20 protein-coding genes and 1 tRNA gene are annotated in these 20,489 nt (G+C 53.2%); 14 read left to right on the forward strand and 7 right to left on the reverse strand.

Features of this window, described 5'->3' with window-relative positions; all coding sequences use genetic code 11:
* Positions 1-272: 272 nt before the first annotated feature.
* The 3 genes from gatC to gatB are packed head-to-tail and all read left to right on the forward strand — an operon-like array spanning position 273 to position 3,499.
* Complete coding sequence (gatC, locus tag DY252_RS11560; protein ID WP_008890773.1) at positions 273-563, forward strand: Asp-tRNA(Asn)/Glu-tRNA(Gln) amidotransferase subunit GatC; 291 nt, start codon at positions 273-275, stop codon at positions 561-563.
* Complete coding sequence (gene gatA, locus DY252_RS11565) at positions 563-2,041, forward strand: Asp-tRNA(Asn)/Glu-tRNA(Gln) amidotransferase subunit GatA (RefSeq protein WP_064789635.1); 1,479 nt, start codon at positions 563-565, stop codon at positions 2,039-2,041. Before gatC ends, gatA begins: the two co-directional genes overlap by 1 nt.
* A gap of 3 nt (positions 2,042-2,044) precedes the next feature.
* On the forward strand, positions 2,045-3,499 hold the full coding sequence (gatB, locus tag DY252_RS11570) for an Asp-tRNA(Asn)/Glu-tRNA(Gln) amidotransferase subunit GatB (protein ID WP_008890771.1): 1,455 nt from the start codon (positions 2,045-2,047) through the stop codon (positions 3,497-3,499).
* Between the two features lie 56 nt (positions 3,500-3,555).
* On the opposite strand, the gene DY252_RS11575 is transcribed toward gatB, so the two are convergent.
* From DY252_RS11575 to DY252_RS11585, 3 genes are all read right to left on the reverse strand, one after another.
* Entirely contained in the window at positions 3,556-4,107 is a 552-nt protein-coding gene (locus tag DY252_RS11575) for an NADPH-dependent FMN reductase (RefSeq protein ID WP_064789636.1), read from the reverse strand.
* A 132-nt stretch (positions 4,108-4,239) separates the two neighbouring features.
* Positions 4,240-4,440 carry a heavy-metal-associated domain-containing protein gene (locus DY252_RS11580; RefSeq protein ID WP_064789637.1) on the reverse strand — a complete coding sequence of 67 codons (201 nt, stop codon included), beginning with the start codon at positions 4,438-4,440 and terminating at the stop codon, positions 4,240-4,242.
* A gap of 71 nt (positions 4,441-4,511) precedes the next feature.
* Positions 4,512-5,192, reverse strand: coding sequence for a type 1 glutamine amidotransferase domain-containing protein (locus DY252_RS11585; RefSeq protein WP_064789699.1), 681 nt, complete (start codon positions 5,190-5,192; stop codon positions 4,512-4,514).
* 106 nt (positions 5,193-5,298) lie between these two features.
* On the opposite strand from DY252_RS11585, the gene DY252_RS11590 reads away from it, so the two are divergent.
* A complete protein-coding gene (locus DY252_RS11590; RefSeq protein WP_064789638.1) occupies positions 5,299-6,240 on the forward strand; it encodes a LysR family transcriptional regulator in 942 nt (313 codons plus the stop codon).
* Between the two features lie 41 nt (positions 6,241-6,281).
* Positions 6,282-6,860, forward strand: coding sequence for a thymidine kinase (locus DY252_RS11595; RefSeq protein WP_064789639.1), 579 nt, complete (start codon positions 6,282-6,284; stop codon positions 6,858-6,860).
* A gap of 24 nt (positions 6,861-6,884) precedes the next feature.
* Here the strand turns inward: DY252_RS11595 and DY252_RS11600 are convergent, their stop codons facing one another.
* Positions 6,885-7,511 carry a LysE/ArgO family amino acid transporter gene (locus tag DY252_RS11600; RefSeq protein ID WP_064789640.1) on the reverse strand — a complete coding sequence of 209 codons (627 nt, stop codon included), beginning with the start codon at positions 7,509-7,511 and terminating at the stop codon, positions 6,885-6,887.
* A gap of 102 nt (positions 7,512-7,613) precedes the next feature.
* Here DY252_RS11600 and DY252_RS11605 point away from each other — a divergent pair, with 102 nt between their 5' ends.
* The 7 genes from DY252_RS11605 to DY252_RS11635 all read left to right on the forward strand — a co-directional run bounded on the left by DY252_RS11605 (position 7,614) and on the right by DY252_RS11635 (position 16,589).
* Positions 7,614-8,513 (forward strand): LysR family transcriptional regulator ArgP, encoded by a 900-nt coding sequence (locus DY252_RS11605; protein ID WP_064789641.1) that lies wholly within the window; start codon positions 7,614-7,616, stop codon positions 8,511-8,513.
* Positions 8,514-8,659: 146 nt separating this feature from the next.
* Positions 8,660-9,985, forward strand: a complete 1,326-nt coding sequence (locus tag DY252_RS11610) for a paraquat-inducible protein A (RefSeq protein ID WP_064789642.1) — start codon at positions 8,660-8,662, stop codon at positions 9,983-9,985.
* The gene (locus DY252_RS11615; RefSeq protein WP_064789643.1) at positions 9,982-11,661 is read left to right on the forward strand and encodes a PqiB family protein; all 1,680 of its coding nucleotides are present in this window, start codon (positions 9,982-9,984) and stop codon (positions 11,659-11,661) included. Before DY252_RS11610 ends, DY252_RS11615 begins: the two co-directional genes overlap by 4 nt.
* Positions 11,658-12,254: a PqiC family protein gene (locus DY252_RS11620; protein WP_082923541.1), complete on the forward strand. Its 597-nt coding sequence runs from the start codon at positions 11,658-11,660 to the stop codon at positions 12,252-12,254. Before DY252_RS11615 ends, DY252_RS11620 begins: the two co-directional genes overlap by 4 nt.
* A 254-nt stretch (positions 12,255-12,508) precedes the next feature.
* A complete protein-coding gene (locus DY252_RS11625) occupies positions 12,509-14,197 on the forward strand; it encodes a hypothetical protein (protein WP_008890760.1) in 1,689 nt (562 codons plus the stop codon).
* A gap of 129 nt (positions 14,198-14,326) precedes the next feature.
* Positions 14,327-15,361 carry a GlxA family transcriptional regulator gene (locus tag DY252_RS11630; RefSeq protein WP_231959758.1) on the forward strand — a complete coding sequence of 345 codons (1,035 nt, stop codon included), beginning with the start codon at positions 14,327-14,329 and terminating at the stop codon, positions 15,359-15,361.
* A 49-nt stretch (positions 15,362-15,410) separates the two neighbouring features.
* Positions 15,411-16,589, forward strand: coding sequence for an MFS transporter (locus tag DY252_RS11635; protein WP_064789645.1), 1,179 nt, complete (start codon positions 15,411-15,413; stop codon positions 16,587-16,589).
* A gap of 157 nt (positions 16,590-16,746) precedes the next feature.
* Here DY252_RS11635 and DY252_RS11640 read toward each other — a convergent pair whose 3' ends face one another.
* Entirely contained in the window at positions 16,747-16,968 is a 222-nt protein-coding gene (locus DY252_RS11640; RefSeq protein ID WP_008890757.1) for a hypothetical protein, read from the reverse strand.
* A gap of 282 nt (positions 16,969-17,250) precedes the next feature.
* On the opposite strand from DY252_RS11640, the gene DY252_RS11645 reads away from it, so the two are divergent.
* A tRNA-Ser gene (locus DY252_RS11645) sits at positions 17,251-17,343 on the forward strand.
* A gap of 286 nt (positions 17,344-17,629) precedes the next feature.
* Positions 17,630-18,490 (forward strand): cupin-like domain-containing protein, encoded by an 861-nt coding sequence (locus DY252_RS11650; protein WP_064789701.1) that lies wholly within the window; start codon positions 17,630-17,632, stop codon positions 18,488-18,490.
* An 8-nt stretch (positions 18,491-18,498) separates the two neighbouring features.
* On the opposite strand, the gene DY252_RS11655 is transcribed toward DY252_RS11650, so the two are convergent.
* Both DY252_RS11655 and DY252_RS11660 read right to left on the reverse strand, forming a co-directional pair.
* Positions 18,499-19,311: a lysophospholipid acyltransferase family protein gene (locus tag DY252_RS11655; RefSeq protein ID WP_064789646.1), complete on the reverse strand. Its 813-nt coding sequence runs from the start codon at positions 19,309-19,311 to the stop codon at positions 18,499-18,501.
* A 65-nt stretch (positions 19,312-19,376) separates the two neighbouring features.
* On the reverse strand, positions 19,377-20,156 hold the full coding sequence (locus DY252_RS11660; protein WP_064789647.1) for a GNAT family N-acetyltransferase: 780 nt from the start codon (positions 20,154-20,156) through the stop codon (positions 19,377-19,379).
* Positions 20,157-20,489 lie beyond the last annotated feature (333 nt).

Raw genomic sequence — 20,489 nt, forward strand, 5'->3', positions numbered from 1 at the left:
GCGTAATACGCGGCAGGGCATAAACACGAAACAGGCCGGCAACATTCTTGTTGTCGGCCTGTTTGTTTTCATATGCCCGATCCGATCTGGGCAGGTGATATTTTCGCGCGCGACAGTTTTATGAGTCAGACAGCGCGAGAACACGTGTTCTTCGTTGCTTCGAACCCTTGCGGCAGGGGCGGCGGGGTGCTAGTTTCCGCGCTGTAATTCACGTTCTGGCAGATATCTCTCTGCCGGGTTTTTTTGTCATTCCTTAAGAGAGACTTTCATCCATGTCGTCTTTGGATAAGGAAACAGTTCGCCGTATTGCCTATCTTTCGCGTATCAACGTGTCCGAAGAAGGCCTTTCCGAACTGGCGGGAGATTTGACCCGTATCCTCGATTTTGTCGAGGAACTGCAAGAAGTTGATGTTGAAGGCTGTGAGCCGCTGACATCTGTTGCCGATCTGACCCTGCCGCTGCGCAAGGACGAAGTCACCGATGGCAATATCCAGCAAAAAGTGCTGTCAAACGCACCGATGACTGATGCTGGCTGTTTTGTTGTGCCCAAGGTGGTTGAATAATGACTGATCTGACAAAGCTGACACTTGCAGAAGCCCGCGATGGGCTTGCAAAGGGTGATTATACCTCGGTCGAACTGACCGAAGCACACCTGAAATCGATGGACGTGCATCGCAATCTGAACGCGTACATCACCGAAACTCCGGAAAAAGCCATGGAAATGGCCAAGGTATCCGATGCCAAGCGCGCCAAGGGCAGTGCTGGCAAAATGGAAGGCCTGCCGATTGCTGTCAAAGACCTGTTCTGCACAGAAGGTGTCCAGACCACGGCGGCATCGCACATCCTCGAAGGTTTCAAACCGGAATATGAATCCACTGTTACCAGCAACCTGTTTGGTAATGGTGCGGTGATGCTGGGCAAGGCGAACCTTGATGAGTTCGCCATGGGGTCGTCCAACACGTCTTCCTATTACGGCAACGTGATCAACCCGTGGAAAGACAAGTCCGGCAAGGATCTGGTTCCGGGTGGCTCATCTGGTGGTTCCGCCGCCGCTGTTGCTGCCAACATGGCTTTGGCCGCTACCGGTACCGATACCGGTGGCTCGATCCGTCAGCCGGCATCATATTGCGGCATTGTTGGTCTGAAGCCGACCTATGGTCGTTGCTCGCGCTGGGGCATTGTTGCCTTTGCAAGCTCGCTTGATCAGGCTGGTCCGATGACCAAAACCGTGCGTGATGCGGCAATCATGCTGGGTTCGATGGCGGGTCACGATGCCAAGGACAGCACGTCTGCACCGATTGCAGTTCCGGATTTCGAAGCGGCCCTGACCGGTGACATCCGTGGCATGAAAATCGGTATTCCGAAGGAATATCGTGTCGATGGCATGCCTGAAGAAATTAGCAAGCTTTGGGATAACGGCGTTGCGATGTTGCGCGATGCGGGTGCCGAAGTTGTCGATGTGACCCTGCCGCACACCAAATATGCTCTGGGCACCTATTACATCGTCGCCCCGGCTGAGGCATCGTCAAACCTTGCACGTTATGACGGCCTTCGTTACGGCCAGCGTGTGATGGATGATGGCGACAGCCTTGATGACATGTACATGAAATCCCGTGCTGCCGGTTTCGGCAAGGAAGTCCAGCGCCGTATCATGATCGGTACCTATGTGCTGTCGGCTGGTTATTATGACGCCTATTACAACAAGGCGCTTAAAGTCCGTCGTCGTATTTATCAGGACTTCGAAGGTGCATTTGGCAAGGTCGATGCGATCCTGACGCCGACCGCACCGTCTGCGGCTTTTGCCATTGGTGAAAACGAAGGTGATCCGGTCAAGATGTATCTCAATGACGTCTTTACCGTTCCGGCAAGCCTTGCGGGTCTTCCGGGCATTTCGGTGCCGACCGGTCTTTCGGCCGAAGGATTGCCGCTGGGTCTTCAGCTGATTGGCAAGCCGTTTGATGAAGAAACCGTTCTGCGTGTTGGTGGCGTGCTCGAAAGTGCTGCCAACTTTACCGCAAAACCTGCCGGGCAGGAGGGCTGATCCATGAGCTATATTCTTGAAGGTTCTACCGGCCCGTGGGAAATCGTTGTCGGTCTTGAAGTCCACTGCCAGGTCATTTCCAAGTCCAAGCTGTTTTCAGGTGCTTCGACCAAATTCGGCAACGAGCCCAACAGCAATGTCAGCCTCGTTGATGCGGCCATGCCGGGCATGCTTCCGGTCGTGAACGCAGAATGCGTGCGTCAGGCGGTTAAAACCGGTCTGGGTCTTAAGGCCAAGATCAACAAGGAAAGTGTTTTTGCCCGCAAAAACTATTTCTATGCCGATCTGCCGCAGGGCTATCAGATTTCGCAGTTCGACAAACCGATCGTCGGCGAAGGCACGATCATTCTTGATATGCCTGATGGTTCGACCAAGTCGGTTGGCATTGAACGTCTGCATCTTGAACAGGATGCCGGTAAATCGATGCACGATCAGGACCCGAAATATTCGCATATCGACCTGAACCGTTCGGGCGTGGCGCTGATGGAAATCGTTTCCATGCCAGACATCCGTTCGCCGGAAGAAGCCGGGGCATACCTGACCAAGCTGCGCGCGATTGTGCGTTACCTTGGCACGTGCGACGGCAACATGAACGAAGGTTCCATGCGCTGTGACGCCAACGTTTCTGTCCGTCGTCCAGGCGAAGGCTTTGGTACCCGTTGCGAGATCAAGAACGTCAACTCCATCCGTTTCGTGATGCAGGCGATCGAGATTGAGGCAAAACGCCAGATCGAAGTGATCGAAGGTGGCGGGGAAATCCAGCAGGAAACCCGTCTCTATGATCAGCGTCTGGGGGAAACCCGTTCGATGCGGTCCAAGGAAATGGCACATGATTATCGCTATTTCCCGGATCCGGATTTGCTGCCGCTGGTTTTCGATGATGCGTTCATTTCGGAAATCGAAAAAGAATTGCCGGAACTGCCAGACGAGAAAAAGGCCCGCTTCATGCGTGAAAACGGTCTGTCGGCATATGATGCCGGTGTTCTTGTCGCCGAAAAGGAAAAGGCGGATTACTACGAAGTTGTTGCCAAGGGCCGTGATGGCAAACTGGCGGCGAACTGGGTGATCACCAACCTGTTCGGTGCGCTGAACAAGGCAGAAGTCGGGATTGCTGATAGCCCGGTAACGGCCGAAAACCTTGGCAAGCTGATCGATCTGATCTCTGACGACACCATTTCTGGCCGTATTGCCAAGGACGTCTTTGAAATCATGATCGAAACCGGCGGCGATCCGGAAAAGATCGTCGAGGAAAAAGGTCTTAAGCAGATCACCGATACCGGTGCGATTGAAACGGCAATTGACGAAGTCATTGCCGCAAACCCGGACAAGGTTGAAGAGATCCGCGCTGGTAAAGACAAGATGCTTGGCTGGTTTGTCGGTCAGGTCATGAAATCCACGGGTGGCAAGGCCAACCCGGGCATGGTCAACAAGCTGCTCCGCGATAAAATCCTCGGCTGATTGTAATCATCAGATTAAAGAAAAAGCCGCCCGTTTGGGCGGCTTTTTTTGTATGACTAAATGGCCTGGTTTTGCATTTCGCTTGGAATATCAGCCGTTAAGTGTCGAAGCGCGGTTTCAAGTAATGTCAGGCTGGATGGGTCGCGTAGGATATCATCAACGTCAAAGTTCTTGCCGTTCAGCGGGATCGTTATGCATGCGTCAATGATGATACGTGCATCCATGGTGCGAATGGTTTCAATCAATGCCGCCTGTGCGATTTTTGCCCTGCCAGAAGCATTCAGGCAGGCGACCGGCTTTTGCATGAATTCGCCACTGGCCACCACCCAATCAAGGGCATTCTTGATCGCGCCGGTGACACCATGGGCATATTCGGGACTGGCGATCAGGACTGCATCCGCGCGGCGAAGTGTATCTCGAAACGCCGCGACATTGCGATCATCGGTATCTTCATTGTCCGGATTAAAGATCGGAAGGTGGCCCAAGCCATCAAATAAATGAATGGTTGCACCATGGGGGCTAGCAACCTTTTGTGCCGCTTGAAGGAGCGTTCTGTTGATCGATGCTTGGCGAAGGCTTCCGCACAAGGCAGTGATATGAAAAGTCATTTGGTGCCGCTTTCTGTTTGTGGAGATGGTTGCACAAACGAATGGGCAGGGTAAAGAAAAGCCGCCAGCATATTTTCAATACTGGCGGCTCTGACGTTCGGGTGGGGGACGCGAACGTGGGTGTATACTAGTCTAGCGGGCTTCGGATGCCGGATAACCGGCATCGTTGATCGCCGCGATCAGGGCATTGACGTCCGGGTTTCCAGAAACGGCGACTTCGCCATTTGCCAGATCAACCTCGGCACCTTCAACACCGCTGACCTTGGTTGCTGCTCTGGTCACGGCACTTGCGCAGTGACCGCAGCTCATTTTTTCGACCTTCAGTTTCACCATCAGATTTCTCCATATGATCGGTGTCTATGAACGCAGTATGGAGGTTCCAGTAGATGGAAGGTCAAGCGGTTTTATGCAGACAAAAGTTTGATGACTTCATCGGCCGTTGCATCGCTTGATGCCGGGTTCTGACCGGTGACAAGTTTGCCATCAACAACCGCGTAGGAAGCCCAGTTATCGCCGCGCTCAAACGTTGCACCGTGCTTTTTGAATTCGTCCTCAATTGACAGCGGCACGACGTTTTCAAGGCCGACGGCCTTTTCTTCATCATTGGTGAAGCTGGTAACACGTTTGCCTGAAACGAGCGGTTTGCCATCTGGCGTCTTGGCGTTCACCAAGGCGGCCGGGCCATGGCAGACGGCAGCAACCGGTTTGTTCTGGGCAACGAACGCCTCGATCAGGGTACTGGATTTCTGATCAGTTGCCAGATCCCAGAGCGGACCGTGCCCACCCGGATAGAACAGGGCGTCAAAATCATCGGCTTTCAAACCGTCAAGGGTGACGGTGTTGGCGAAAACCGCGTTTGCCGCGTCGTCCTTTTCAAACCGCTCGGTCGCATCGGTCAGGGCATCGGGCACCTGACTGTTGGGATCAAGGGGCGGTTTGCCGCCTTTTGGGGATGCCAGCGTAATTTCTGCCCCGGCATCCTTGAAGCGGTAGTAGGGGGCAGCAAACTCTTCGAGCCAGATACCGGTCTTGTGCCCGGTGTCACCCATCTGATCATGCGACGTAACAATCATCAAAATACGCATCAGTTCCTCCATGCGTGGAATTCATTTGCACTCATCCTAACTGGCTGACAGAATTTGCGAAAGATTGATGAAGTGAACACATTGTCAAATTTAATGAGCATATAGAATGTCGGCACTTGATGAAGTTCGGGCGATGATGATTTTTGCCCGCGTTGTTGACGAAGGCGGGTTTTCTGCGGCTGCGCGGAAAATGGGGCTCAGCCGTGCGGCCATTTCCCATCAAATTCGCCAGCTTGAGACCCGCCTTGGCGTGCCTTTGTTACGCAGAAGCACACGCAGTTTCAGTCTGACCGACGCGGGTGCACGCTATTACGACAGCTGCCGCACCATTTCCCTCGAAGCCGAAGCAGCGCGAAAACGCGTCGAAGAATTGCGTGACGACCCAGTGGGAAAGATATCGCTGACCTGTTCGGTTCATCTCGGCACGCTTCGAATTGTGCCGATCCTTGACCGGTTTAGGCAAACATATCCGGGTGTCTCGATTGATGTGCATCTCAGCGACGAAGTAGTCGATCTGATTGGTCGCGGCATTGATATTGCCGTGCGTTCCGGGCCGCTAAAAAATTCGGAACTCAAGAACTTCAAACTTTATCAGACCCACAGGATCATTGCAGCCAGCGAGTCCTATGTCAGCACGTTCGGATTACCCGAAAGCCGGGATGATTTGTCCGAACATGAGTGGGTGATGTATAGCCGCGTTCCTGAGACGCTGACGCTTCAATGTGCCGACGGTACCCGAAATATCCGGGTGTCGGGCAGTGTTCGGGTGGATAACGCGACAGCCAGATTGCAGTTTCTGCGGGGCGGTCATGGATTGGCGGTTGTTCCGCTATGTGATGTTCAGCAGGAAATTGATAACGGCGACTTGATCCGGGTTTTACCGGATTGCAAGTTGCCCGATCTTGAGATCTATGCCGTTTATCCGGGCGGTGTGACCCGCAGTGCAAAGGTTCAGTCTCTTCTGGATTACATGCGGCGTGAAATGCGTGAAATCGATATTTCACGCAATGGACAAGTTCAAGGCGACAGCCATATTGATCATTCGTGATTGTTGGGCTATTCCCCTGTGACGACTTTCGGGGGAGACGCATGGCCAATCTGTTTTTCTATTACTCGTCCATGAATGCTGGGAAATCGACCACCTTGCTTCAGGCGAGTTTCAATTACCGTGAACGCGGCATGGAAACGTTACTGATGACAGTGGCGTTTGATAACCGCTTTGGCGAAGGCAAGATTGCGTCGCGCATTGGTCTTGAAGCACCGGCACTGCTGTTTGACGCCAATACCGATATGACGGCCCTGATCCTGGAGCAGGTCGAAAAGGGGAAAGTCGATTGTGTCCTGATTGACGAGGCACAATTCCTGTCTAAAGACCAGGTCTGGCAGCTTTCGGATATTGCCGACATCCATGGCATCCCTGTGTTGTGCTATGGCATACGAACCGATTTCCAGGGGCAGTTGTTTGAAGGTTCCAAATGGCTGCTGGCGTGGGCGGACAAGCTTAATGAGCTTAAGACGATCTGCCACTGCGGCCGCAAGGCCGGCATGGTTTTGCGCGTGGATGCAGACGGCAAACCTGTCCGCGAAGGGGCGCAGGTCGAGATCGGCGGGAATGACCGTTATGTCCCGGTCTGTCGTCGGCATTTCAAGGAAGCGATGGACGAGTAGGGCGTCGGCCTGGACTGATTGTGCTTAGCCAGCCATAAGAGCGCGTATTTCCGGTGCAAGCAGGCTATAGGCCACCAGCCACATAACGCCACAGGTTACGCCATCAATGATCTTCCAGGTGATTGGGCGTGCGACATAGGGGGCAAGCCATGCAGCCCCCAGTGCAATGGCAAAGAACCAGACAAAACTGGCACTCATGGCGCCCAGAGCAAAGCCAAATCTTTCGTCCGCTGGATATTGCCCGCCAATACCACCCAGCATGACAACCGTATCAAGATAGACATGCGGGTTCAAAAGCGTGACCGCGAGGGTGGTCGTAAGAACCGCCTTCCAGCCGGTTTTTGAAATCGCCTTTTCCGACAATGTTTCGGTTTCAAACAACCGTCGCAGAGCACCAAATCCATACCAGATCAGGAATAAACCGCCGCCCCAGGCCGCAACCTTTGTGAGGAGGGGGTAGGCAGCAATCAGCGTTCCAAGCCCTGCGACACCCGCCGCAATCAAAACGGCATCACACAAGGCGCAGACGAAGGCCACCATCAGCGGATGATTGCGCCGCAATCCCTGACCGAGAACAAAGGCGTTCTGCGCGCCAATCGCAATGATCAGCCCGCCGCCCAGGCCAAATCCGGTGGCATAGGTTAAAAGCATTCTCTGGCATTCCTTGTGCTGTGGTTCGCCGTTGATAGCATCTTTGTGCTTTAAGAAAATCGAATTATACTAAACATGGATTAGTAAAATTGATGGTTGGTCATGCTCGATTACAAACTGGTTGAGGCCTGTGCGGAGGTTATCCGTTTCGGAAGCTTTGAGAAGGCGGCGCGGGCGCTGGGACTAACTCAGTCTGCAATATCCCAACGGGTCAAGCTGATGGAGGAGCGTTTTGGTCAGCCAGTGTTGGTGCGCGCCAAGCCGATTGTCCCAACCGTGGCAGGCCAAAGGCTGCTTGCGCATTATCAGAGTGTGCGACTGCTTGAACAGGATCTGGGGTCGGAACTGCCCGAGGTGCGCGCCGAGGGTGAATTTGGTCAGGTAACGCTTGCAGTTAATGCCGACAGTCTGGCGACCTGGTTTGTTGATGTGCCCAAGCTTCTGTTTGAGAAACTTGGCGTTCTGGTGCATTTGGTCGTCGATGATGAATCGCTTAATCATCACTCCCTGCAGGAAGGAAACGTGCTGGGTGCGGTCAGTTTGCGCGATAGACCCATTCAGGGATGTCGGGTGCGGCCGCTGGGCTCCATGCGTTACTTTATGGTGGTTTCACCAGAATTTCAGGAACGCTATTTCAAGGATGGCTTAACTGCGGATGCCTTGCGCGCCTGTCCGGCTGTGAATTTTTCCGAACATGATGAACTGCAAAATCAGTTCCTTCATCAATATTTCGGACTTAACCCCGGTGAATTCCCTGCCCACACTGTTCCAAGTTCACAGGGTTTCGTGACCCTTGCCGAACAGGGTGTGGCCTACGCCGTCGTTGAACAACATCAGGCGGAAGAGGGGCTTCGTACCGGAAGGCTGGTTCGGCCGTGTCCGTTTGAAATTGATCGTCCACTATATTGGCATCACAAAACCATCAACAGTCGGCTTCTTGATCAGGTCAACGATATCGTCCTGTCTGAGGCGCGCCGTCATCTGCCGGAAATTCCGCAGTAAAATCATGCCTCTCTGAACATTGTTTTGTCTTCTTTGCCAAGGACATTCACCGCTGCCAAGTGCCCCGATTTGACTTGCATGCAAAAGTGTCGCTTACTTTGATGTGCGAACCAGTCCGTATAACGGATTGTAAAAACAGGAAAACAATGTCTCATCGACTGATCGCCTGTGAGAATTGCGACTATCTCCATGTCGAGGAAGAAATCCCGACGGGCAGTGTCGCATATTGCGTTCGCTGTGGATCACCATTGTACCGCGCGGCACAGGTGCGCTTTGACAAACCGTTGGCGCTGGCTGTCACGGCCTTTCTGTTGTTCTTGATTGCCAACAGCTACCCGGTTTTGACCTTTGCAATGGAAGGCCGGGTTGAAACCAACACACTGAGCAGTGGTGTGCTGACGTTCTGGCGCGAAGGGTTTCTGTTTTTGGCCATTATGGTCGCCGTCACATCTGTACTGGCACCGCTTGTCCTGATTCTGGCGCACATCTATGTATTGTTGCCGATCAGCTTGAACCGGCAAGTGCCCGGCATGCAGCAGGTCTGGCGCATTCTGGCGATCATCCGACCCTGGTCGATGCTCGATGTCTTCCTGATCGGGTTGCTGGTGGCTTTGACCAAGCTGACGGATTTTGCTGACGTCATTGCCGGTCCTGCATTTTTTGCGATCTGCTGTCTGATCCCGACAGTTCTTCTGATGAATATCACGCTTGATCCGCGCTACGTTTGGCGGCGGTTGGCACCGGCAAACCTGCGTTATCCGACATCTGAAGATATTGGCAACCAACAAGGTTCAGATCAGCAAGACAGAGCACTTCTGACCTGTCACACATGCTCCATGGTTGTTCTGGGCGGCGGGCATGAAAATGTGCGTTGTCCGCGCTGTGGTGCGATGGTGCATCACCGAAAACCACGCAGCCTGTCGCGTTCATGGGCCTTGTTGCTGGCTGCTGTCATTTTGTATGTGCCGGCAAATGTCTTTCCGATCATGACCGTGACGTATCTTGGCCGGGCAGAGGCAGACACAATACTTTCCGGGGTCAGCGCGCTGGTCCGGGCCGGGGAGTGGCCAATTGCCATCGTTGTCTTTACCGCAAGCATTCTGGTGCCAATCATCAAAATCCTGCTGTTGGGGTGGGTTTATATTGCGACCGCCTTGGGGTTGTCTGGTCCACTCAAGGAGCGCACATTGATTTATCGTATCACGGAGCTGATCGGGCGATGGTCGATGGTTGATGTGTTTATGGTATCGATCCTTGCAGCACTGGTAAAACTTGGAAATATCGCAACAGTTCAACCCGGGTTCGGGGCTGTGGCATTTTGTGGGGTGGTTATTTTGACAATGCTGTCGGCCATGGCCTTTGATCCGCGTTTGATTTGGGATCGCGCCGGTATGCAAACGGTCAAACGACCAAGATTGGCAAGTGTGAAGACAGATCATGATCGCGTTGAAAATCAGGGGATTCCGTCATGAGTGACGCGAAAAGTTCAGAACCGGATCAACAGCCGGAAAAGCCCGACATCCGAACAGGCTGGGGCCGTTTTTCAATTATCTGGCTGGTGCCGCTGGTGGCCTTGATCGTCGGTGGTTGGCTGTTGTGGCGCGATATCGTCTCAAAGGGTCCTGAAATCACCGTTACGTTTGAAGCGGCCGAAGGTCTGTCTGCCGGTAAGACAGCCGTGCGTTATCGCGATGTCGATGTCGGTCAGGTAACAGCCATCAATCTTGCCGACGATATGGAACATGTTGTTCTGACGATCCGGATGAACGCGGATTTCAGCGACTACCTGACAGATAAAACGCGGTTCTGGGTTGTGCGTCCACGCGTGAGTGCGCGCGGTATTACCGGCTTGGAAACCATTGTTTCCGGCGCATACATTGAAGTAATACCGGACAAGTCGGGGGAAAAGGCACGCCAATTTGTTGGCGAGGAAGAGCCGCAATTTATCCCTGATGAAGAAAACGGCACGCGTTTTGTCCTGACCGCAGAAGAACTCGGTTCCCTGGGTGAGGGGACACCGGTCCTTCTGCGCGGGATCGAGGTCGGAGAAGTTCTTGATACCGAACTGGATGCGAATGCGGATGGTGTTTCAATCCCTATATTTATCCGCAAACCTTTCGATGCGCTTGTTAAACGCCAAACCAGATTTTGGGATTCAAGCGGGATTGCCCTTGATCTGAATGCCGAAGGCTTTTCTGTACGCGCGCAGTCTGTTCGCTCTGTTTTGGCGGGCGGGATCAACTTTTATACGCCGCCCGCACATGAGAACGACGAAATGGCGACCGCAGACACGGTATTCCGACTGCATGAAAGCCTTGAGAAGGCTGAGCTGCTCGCCGAGGGATACAGCCAGCGCTACATGCTTTATTTCGATTCTTCGGTTCGCGGACTTTCGCGCGGTGCGCCTGTGGAATTTAACGGTATCCGTGTCGGGACAGTCGAAAGTGTCGACCTGGAATATGTCGTCACGCAGCACGCCTTCCGTGTGCCGGTTGAAGTCACACTTGAACCAGAACGCGTAAGCATCGTTGGTGGGCGCCTGGGGGATGTTGATCCGCAGGAAACCATCGAAACCCTGATTGATAATGGCCTGCGTGCCCGCCTCAAGACAGGAAGTTTCATTACAGGTCAGTTGTTTGTCGACCTGTCTATGCATCCGGTTTCCCCGGCGCGCTATCTTGGCAATCAAGAGGGCAATTTGCCGGAACTTCCGACATTGCCGCAAAAGCTGGACGAAATTGCCAATTCGCTAACCAGTCTTCTTGAAAAGGTCGAAACCTTCCCGATTGAAGAAATCGGAATTCGCCTGCTTGGGACCGTGGAGGGCATGGAGAATATCGTCACGTCGCCAGCATTGAATAACGGGATGATCAGCCTGCAACAGGCCGCAGCGGGCATAAATACGCTTGTTACCAACTTGGATGCGAGTGTGTTACCCGCAACCCAGACCGCCCTGGATGCAGCACGCGAGGCACTTGGGGGTGTTCGCGATGTCACGGCGCCAACGTCACCTGTGCGTTACAACCTTGAACAGGCCCTGAAAGAACTCGGCGCGACGGCACGTTCCCTGCGTGAACTGACCGATTTCCTCGAACAGAACCCGAGTGCCCTTATCCTTGGCAAGAGCGGCCCGGAGGAGAATAAATGATGCGACAGACAGTCAGAAAAATGATCTCCAGATGGGGGGTGCTGCTGGTCGCACCACTATTGGCCGCTTGCGCGTCACCCTCGGTTCCGGACCAATATTATTTGCTGTCACCAATGGTCCAGCCGGTGTCGCCAGCACCCGGTGAAACGACGGTCATTGGCGTAGGGCCGGTAACAATTCCGAGCTATCTCGACCGATCGACGATCGTCACGCGCAGTGCCGCCAATCGGCCGGAGGTCAATTCCGGGTACCGCTGGGCCGAACCGCTGGGCGAGAACATCAATCGTGTTCTTATGGATAACCTCGACAGGACCGGGGTTGCAGCACGTTTGGAAGTCTTTCCGTGGAACTCACGGGACATGGTGGAGTGGCAGGTGGTTGTTGATATCGACCGTTTTGAACGGCAGGCCGATGGCAATGTTAACCTGACAGCGCGCTGGAAGCTTGTGCATTTCCAAAGTGGGGAAATCGTCACAGCAGCCAAGTATGACAAGGTCAGCACACCAGTCGATCAAACACTCGATAACACCGTTATCGCCATGAGCAGCCTGCTGGCCGATTTGACAGCCGAAATTGCGGCGCGGATACCGTGATTCGCTGCAAAACGACGGTTGGAGGGCAAATACGCAGTTCGATTGTCAGAATTTCCCAGCTCCAAGAGCAGGGGAATTCAGGAAATTCTAAAGAAATACCCGAAAGTATATAAAACATCTGCATCGAACTATTGTTTTAGGAACCCGAATAGCAGTATAAGTAAGAATAAATATAAAAATTGGGACACGCGCCTGACTAGTTAAACGGCAGACTTATGCCGCCCAAACAGGAAGTTAGGGAGCCAGAGCGCGTCATGTCGGATACGACATTTGAAGTTATGGTCCAGCGTGGGGATCGCTGGATAATCCATTCGACATTTGATGTCGAACAGGAGGCGGTTACAGAAGCTGAAAAGCTTGTGAAAACCAAGATCTCTGCCGTGCGCGTTATTCGTAACTGGGAACGCGGCGACGGTCGTCATATTGAAAAGGTACTTCTCGAAAAACAAGGTGCTGGCGATGACCAGGACGATGATGTTCGGGTAACCTCGATCGACGAAGCGCCGTTGTGCGAAACGGATAACGACCTTTTGCAGAAAGAAAGCCGCGCGACCATCAACCGGTTGCTGCGCAAATATTTCGAACAGGAAATTCTGACTCCTTGCGAGGTAATGTACAATTACCAGAACCTGCGCAAGCTGATGTTCCATGACACCTTGATGCCGACCGCGGTTGACAAGGTTGCCGGGCTTCATGCCAAGGCGACTGACGGCGATCACATTGAGGCGATGAACAACCTTCATGGCGCGATTGAGCAGCTCTCTGCGCGCGCCCGCGAAGTTGAAAAAGTCGATCTGCCGGCATTCGAAGACGCCACCATTTCGGAAGTGCGTGACGAAATCCGACGCCTCAACCTTGCGGAAGATACCGACTTCCTGACCATGGTTGCGTTGACGCGCGTGCTGTCCTCGACCCGTAACTGGGTCGGCAAACTTGACCTTGCGCTTAAGGTCAAGGGCGATGAAAAGGACGAAGCCGCCCGCAAGATGATTGATGACGTGATTGCCGATATTCTCGGTTCTCCCGTCGCACTCAAGGAACTGCTTGGCGGTTCACGCAGCTTTGGCGAAGCCGTGACCCTGCACATTGACCTCGCACTTGGCCGTGCAAAGGGAAATCGCGGTGCAGCCGATGACATTCTGGAACTTCTGAACCCGCTGTTTGGGTCTGGCCTTTTGGCCAACAGTCAGGAAGCGATGTTTGATTACATCGTTCGTGAACTGCGCAGTGCCAATAGTCTGCAACGCCACGAAAGCGATCCGGATCCGCTGGACGGTATCCTTGAACGCCTGATCACAGAGCAGGGCGTGATTTATGGCACGCCCATGGTCAGCGCGATTGCCGAACGTGGGGCGCGGTTGCGCAATGTTGGCGGCCCAAGGGCGCTGATCGAAGGTGTTGCAGAAATCAACAGTCGCCTGATCCCAAACTTCCGGAAACTGACCTGGCTTATCGCGGTTGCCAATAGCGGGATTGTCGAAGACTTTGCCGACGAACTTTACGAAATGATGCGCGACGCTGTTGGTGATATGCGTGCTTTGCGCGCGTTCTGTGAGCCGGACGCCAAGCCACGCGACAAAATGGCGACCGTCAAACATATGAATGACGTGCTTGCGGCATCAAACGTTCCTGACGAACAGAAGGCTGAAATCGGCGCCAAGCTTGATGACGGACTGGCAGAATATCTTGTTCGTGAAAAGGTGATTGAACGCATTGATAATCCGTCTCTGCATTTGCGCAAACGCGCCTATATGCTGGTTCAATTCTGTTCAAGCGGTGTTCTGATCGAGGGCAAATCGGCTGCCATGGCCCGTAAAAGGGTGGTTGGGTATCTGAAACAGCCCAACTTTACCGACAAATTGGTCGATGACATCAAGGATATGACGACCAAGGAAGGCACGATCCGCGATTTCTATGCATTGTTGCAACGAAGCGGGTTCTGACCCGAAGAATTCTTTTGGCGTTGAATGATCAAAACACCCCACGAAAGTCGGTTGGCAAGATTCGTGGGGTGTTTGTCATTGTTGCCACATCCGGGATTGGGCATGATGTATCTCTGACAAGGAGCTACGATGATGTCCAACTCGCCCCACACCCCGAAATTAGTCGCCTGCCATGCCTTTGATAGTGTCATGAGCCTTGATGTCATCGGACCGCTTCAGGTGTTTGGCTCGGCAAATGACGAACTTTCCGCGCTGGGACGGCCACAAGGATACGAAGGGATCGTTGTCGCCGGGGCGAGTGGGCCGGTACGGACATCATGTGGCGTGCGAATATATGCCGATATGGCGTGGCGCGACCTTGATCTGGAAACGGTCGACACCTTGCTGGTGCCGGGTGGTGTTGGTGTTCTGACGGAATGCAAAGAACCGCAAATCCTTGATTGGGTCAGAAAGGCCGAAGGCATCGTGCCGCGGCTAGGGTCTATCTGTTCAGGTGCACTTGTCCTGGCCGAGGCCGGGGTGCTTGATGGCAAAATGGCCACAACCCACTGGTCGCGTTGCGAACAAATGGCACGGGATTACCCGGCAATCCAAATGATGGGGGACCGGCTGCATAGCTATGATCCCGCGGGCCTGGATGGCGATCCACATGTTTTCACATCAGCTGGCGTCACCGCCGGGATTGATCTGGCGCTGGCGATTGTGGAGGCCGATTTTGGTCGTGCCTTGGCCTTGTCCGTTGCGCGCAGGCTTGTGATGTTCCTCAAACGTCCTGGCGGGCAGGCACAGTTCAGCGCCTATCTTATCCCTGAAACAGGTGCTACAGCACGGCTTGCAAATCTGCTTGAATGGTTGCCCGGCAATATCGCCAAGGATTTGTCACTTGAAACGCTTGCCGAACGTGCCGGTATGACACCGCGCACTTTTTCACGGGTGTTTGCGCGTGATCTGGGGGTGAGCCCGGCGCGTTATGTCGAACGGGTTCGGGTAGAAGCTGCCCGTGCGCTGTTACAGGACGAAGCCCTTGCGATTGGACAGGTTGCCGAGTTGTGCGGCTTCCGTCATCCGGAAACGCTGCGCCGGGCGTTTCAGCGCCATCTTTCTGTCAGTCCCCAGGAATATGCGGAGCGCTTTGCCCGCAAATCATTAGTCACCGCAAACTAACAACGGTTTGACGGCTTTCATCACAGTCTGAATTTCAGGAGTTGGGAACATGTTGTTGCTGACCAATGGATCATTGCGTCTGCTTTTCTTCGCACAAGCGCTGTATTGGTCCTGTTCACTGATCGGCATTACCCTGACATCGCTTGTCGGTGTATCGCTTGCGCCCGCGCCATCCATGGCAACTTTGCCACTTGGAATGCTTATGGTCGGTAATCTCGTATCTGTTCATCCGCTTGCCATGTTGATGCAGCGTCGTGGACGACGCGTTGGGTTGTTTGTCGGGGCACTCTTTGGAGTTTTGGGTGGCCTGATGGTGGCTTACGGCATCTATATCGGTTCGTTCTGGCTGGTCACGTTTGCCGCCGCACTGATTGGCACCTATCAGGCGTCGGCTATGTATTATCGTTACGCGGCGCTGGAAACTGTCGCGCCATCCGAAAAGGGGCGTGCTGCTGCCCTTGTTCTGGGCGGGGGTGTTCTGGCTGCGCTAATTGCCCCGGAGATTGCTGTTGCGAGCCAAGGTTTACTTCCAGTTCCGTTTGCCGGGGCCTATGTGGCACTGGCAGGTCTGGCTGCCTTGGGCACATCCTTGATGATCATGTTGCCAGACGGTGGCATTCCGCAACGTGCCGGGTCGAGCAGGGCGGTCATGTCCAGTCTGTTGCGCCGCCCAGTCATCCGCGGCGCAATCGCCATCAGTGCCGCTGGCCAGGGTATTATGGTCCTTGTCATGACAGCGACACCGCTTGCGATGAAATATTGTGGATTTGATGTGGATGTTTCGGCCAACGTGATCCGCTGGCATTTGATCGGGATGTTCTTGCCGGCCTTCGTTTCCGGGCCAATGATCGACCATTTCGGTCCACGCCGGGTCGCATCATTCGGGGCGTTTGCACTGGTAATAAGTGTTGGCGTTGCCGTCTCGGGCATTTCGGTTGCCGCTTTCCTGATCAGTTCGTTCCTTCTTGGGATTGGCTGGAACATGATGCTTTTGGCGGGGACGACGATGCTGGGCGAGGGGCATGACACGGCGGAACGCGGGCATGCGCAAAGCCTGATGGAGCTTGGCAACAGTGGGACGGCGACAGTCGCCACGATCGCCAGCGGTGCATTGATCGCCGGTGCTGGTTGGAGCCTGATCAACTTTGGTGTGCTGCCGGTTTTAACCATTGCATTGATTTTGATGTGGCGGGCATATGCCGCAAAGCAAGCAACCGCAGGCGTATGAAATCAAAAGAAACCGCCGGTCAAGACGACCGGCGGTGAAGTTGCAGGGCGAACGGGGATCGTCGCCCCGGCGCGACTGAAATCGCTTGCACCCCAAGCCGTTCGGGATGGACGAGAACAGGTCGGGTGCGTGTGTACAGGCAATAAAAAACCGGCCATCAGGCCGGTTGGGATACCAAACTTGTCGCGTTGCCAGCGACGAATTCCTTGATCTTCTGCAAAACGAAATCGCGTGAACTGTTTTCGCGGGTGCGGAACAGGACTTCGCGGTCCTGAATGACCAGCCCCATGTAAACAGGGTCGTTATGACCTTCCTTGGTCATCTTGAGGGCGCGAAGGGTATGACCGAGATCATCCGTGCTTTGATAGATCGTACGCATTTTTCTCCAACCAGCATTTACGTCAAAAGACGGTGAAAAACCAATCGACCACACCGTTATGACAGCTGTTTTTTTCTGTCCGATGACAGCCATGTGATGGTTTGAAGACTCTTTTCCCAATCAACCGTGAAATGCAGTGAGCAATGCAGTCAAAAAGCTGCTGGTTTTATTTGGCAGGACTGTTAAAAAGAAAACGACCTTAACGCCGGTTTCGGGCATTGACATGCGCCATGGCGATGTTTAAGAAAGGCGTCGTTCCGCAGGGAACACCAAGGACATAAAGGGCAAGTGGCCGAGTGGCTGAAGGCGCTCCCCTGCTAAGGGAGTATAGGGTCAAAAGCCCTATCGAGGGTTCGAATCCCTCCTTGCCCGCCATTGATTAAAGCACCCCAAAAGGGTGCTTTTTTCGTTTCGAGCCCGCGCATTTGGGCCGTGGCCGACGCGATTGATCTTGGTGAGGCCAGATCCGTTCCCAAATCACGTTCGCTCATCGCAAGATATTAAAAATTACAACTGTTTAGTCCATAGTGCCACCGGTGCAGCCAGCTTGATTTCGGCTGTTTCCTATGATCTATCTGAAAAGCTCCAAGCCGAAGGTGGAACAGAAAAAAGGCTTGAGCGTTCTGGTGTGCAGCAAAACAAGAAAACAGACGGGGCCGGAATGACGAGCCAGTTAAGCTATCTGAGCATTGATCGACGAGATGATCTGAGCAAAGAAGAGTTTATTGACCAGTATCTTCAGCCCAAACGTCCCGTCATCATGCGCAGTTTCGCCGCAAACTGGCCTGCATTGGACAAATGGTCTTATGACTATCTGAAGCAGGGCTGTGGCGATGTCGAGGTGCCGCTTTACAGCGAGGCATTTGCGAACTCGGACAACGACTATCTCGATTCAACCCAAAGCATGCCCTTTGGCGAATATCTTGATCTTATTCAGGCGGGGCCGACACCGCTTCGCATGTTTTTGTTCAATGTGTTCAAGCATATGCCGCAACTGCGCGAGGATTTTTCATATCCTGACCTTGGCGTCACGTTCCTGAAAAATCATCCATTCCTGTTTGTCGGTGGTCAGGACGCCTATGTCGACATCCATTACGACCTTGATCACAGCCATGTTTTTCTGACGCAGATGACCGGCACCAAACGTGTGATCCTGTATGGAAGTGAAAACGGACGGCACCTGTATCAGCATCCGCTGACTGTTTCGTGCAATATCGATTTTCGAAACCCGGATCTGGAACGCTATCCCAAGCTTAAAGATATTTACGGCTATGAATGCATTCTGGAGCCCGGGGATACCATCTTTATCCCCAGCCGCTGGTGGCATTTCATTGAATACAGCACGGCTGGCATCAGCCTGACATTGCGTGCCTTGCCTGAAACCTGGCCTGCACGTGCGGCGGGTCTTGCCAGCATCTTCAAGCTCAAGGTCATTGACCAGTATCTCGGCAAGATGATTGGTGAGAAGAAGTGGTATCAGATGAAGGAAGACTGGGCACACGCCCGTGCGCGTAAGGTGTGAGGCTTGCCTCAAGCCTTTTTCAGGATGATGTCATAGCCGTTTTGAACCCAGGCATGGGCCCATCGGGTCAATTCCTTGCGGTTGTCAAATTCGGATACCGCACGGCTTGGACTGAAATGGACTTTGACGGTACAGCCCGACGTTGCCATGAACCGCCAGAAATGGAAGGCAAGGGTGGTGTCGTCAAACCATGGGTAAAGAACCGTTTCCGGTTCTGGCGAAGATTCACTCGCGCTGTCTTTCAGGCATAAAACGGTTATCGGCTGAACGTGGCAAACTTCAGCGATCTTTTCGTCAAACACAAATTCCATCAGCGACGATTTGAACGGCAATACGACACTGCCATCCGTACTTGTCCCTTCGGCAAACAGAACCAGCCGACGGTCGGGCAGGATCTTGTCGCGCAGGATCTTGATTTGTTCGTGTGACTTGATGGCCCGACGTTCAACGAAAATGGTTTGGCAACAGCGCGCAAGGAACCCGATCCCGGGCCAACTGCGAACTTCGGACTTGGCGATGAAATTTACGGTGAACAGCGCATTGATCACCGGAATGTCGAGGTAAGACGTATGGTTCCCCAGCAGCAGCAAAGGAAGTGTTTCGCTTGGCGATCCGGTGACTTCGACCTTGATGCCGGTGATCTTGCGTGCACCAAGGTGCCAGATGCGGACAATATGTGAGCTGGCCCGGAGCTTGAGACCTTCAAGGATCAGGAAAGGGATCAGCATTGCAAACAGCCAGATCATCAGCGTCGTGAATTTGAGCCCTGCCTTCACGTGCTGTGCTGGTGTGATCGGTGCAGTAATGTGGGGTGTTGCCATCTGGTTCAAAGCGCTTGAAAACCCTTGTTTGACGTCACGGATGTCTCTTTTAACAGTAATCGCACTCACGTGTTTAGAGGTGTGAGATCAAGGCGATCAGCCTGCTTTTTGTAGAATCTGTGGTATTGGTCAGGGACCTTGGCGACATCGACCGTAATCAATACATCAAGCGTCTTGAAATCGGGATCAAGTGCGACGCCATCGCCAACAACGCCACCCAGCGACAAATAGGCTTTGATCAGGGGGGGTAATTTCGCAAGGGCCTCGTCCGGATCAATGTCGTCTTTTGCCATGCGTTCCATCGACTGATAATTGAGTGCGCGTGCAATATGAGGTTCATCATCCAATCGGTAGTGATGCAGGTATGACAGTTCGTAGGCGATCTTTTCGATATCGGTGGCATGGAAGCTTGCGCAGCCGAACAGATAGCGAATGTCATGATTGAAAATCAGCTTGGTAATGCCGCGCCACAGAAGCTGAATGGCCTTGCCATCGCGATAGTCCTTGTGAACACAGGATCGGCCGACTTCCATGCAGTTGTCTTTTACAGCGTCAAGCAGGGGAATAGAGAACTCTTCCTGCGCGATGTATGACAGATCTGCGGGTTTCTGTTGCGAAAGCAGCAATCTGGTGGTGGCGATGACTTTCTTGTCATTTTCATTATCCACGACCAGCAAGTGTTCGCAGAACGCGTCGAATTTATCGCTATCAAGGCCGGCCGAGTGTTGCTCGGTAATGGCTTTGGCGTGAAATTCGCCAAAGAAGACCTCAAAGCGAAGTTCTTGCGCCGCTTTCAGGTCTTCTTTGGTCTTGGCAAGATGAACAGAAAATCTACCGGATGCCATATTGGAAATTAATTCTGTTGTTCTAATGAAACTTCGTTATCGTCGTTTTTCACGACTAGAGAGTGATTTGTATCACATAATGAACTGTCTATGAAAACAATATGATAGCGTTAAATTGATCAGTGTTTTCGGTTGAACATCTTCGCGGATTGAAAAGCGCCAAAACGGAGTGATGGTAAGGTCGAATGCGTCATTTTTTATGGCCGCGGTCTGCCCTGTGACCAATCCAGAAAAATATTCTCTGCTGTGTGGCATAAAGGTAGCCGGTGAAGCGTTATCCTTACTGGGCTTGTCGCAATTTTGGGCAAAGTCCCCACATGAGTTTGGATATTT

This window comes from Thalassospira indica (assembly GCF_003403095.1).
GTDB lineage: Bacteria > Pseudomonadota > Alphaproteobacteria > Rhodospirillales > Thalassospiraceae > Thalassospira > Thalassospira indica.